The organism is Stenotrophomonas sp. GW821-FHT09E08, from assembly GCF_059416125.1.
Genome location: NZ_JBWKOO010000039.1, coordinates 1 through 749, shown reverse-complemented (window position 1 = coordinate 749; position 749 = coordinate 1). Strand labels below are relative to the sequence as shown.

Annotated in this window: 1 protein-coding gene; it reads right to left on the bottom strand. The window is 66.5% G+C overall.

Annotated features, from left to right (window positions below; all coding sequences use genetic code 11):
* A partial coding sequence (locus AC07M7_RS21115) for a M28 family metallopeptidase (RefSeq protein ID WP_495208225.1) occupies positions 1–749 on the bottom strand: 749 nt, incomplete at both ends.

Genomic DNA, 749 nt, shown 5'->3' with positions numbered 1-749 from the left:
TTGCCCAGCGTGTACAGCACTTCCAGGTCGCGGGCGGCACCGGCGAACACCCAGTCCGGCTGCCATTCGTCGCCCTGCTGGTGGTAGCGCTTGGCGGTGTAGTCCTCCGAGGCCTTCTTGCCTGCGGCCACGCCGCCGTCCACCCAGTCCTGGCCAGCCGACCACGACAGCGCGGGCACGCCGCGCTTGGCGAACGGGAAGTGATCGGAGCGGAAGAACAGGCCGGCTTCCGGCTTCGGGTCCGGCGTGTAGCGGATGTCCCAGCCCTTCGCGACGTCCTTCAGCTGGTCCAGCAACTCGAAGCGCGCTGCGCCATAGATACCGAAATCACGTGACGGACCGAACGGTGCCATGCCGTCCATGTTGATCATCGCCACGGTCTTTTCCAGCGGATACAGCGGATGGGTGGCGTAGTACTCCGAACCCAGCAGGCCCTTCTCTTCGGCGGTCACCGCCAGGAACAGCACCGAGCGCTGCGGGCGCTTCTGCTTGGCGAAACCGCGGGCAAGCTCGATCAGCGAGGCGGTGCCGCTGGCATTGTCCAGAGCGCCGTTGAAGATGCGGTCGCCGCGTGCGTCGGGCTCGCCCACGCCGATGTGATCCCAGTGCGCACTGTAGATGACGGTCTCGTCCGGGTGGCTGCTGCCTTCCAGGCGCGCGGCTACGTTGTGCGAGGTGATCACTTCGGTCTTCACCGCGTACTTCGCATCCAGGCTGGCACCGGTCAGCGGCACCGGCGTGAAGTCACG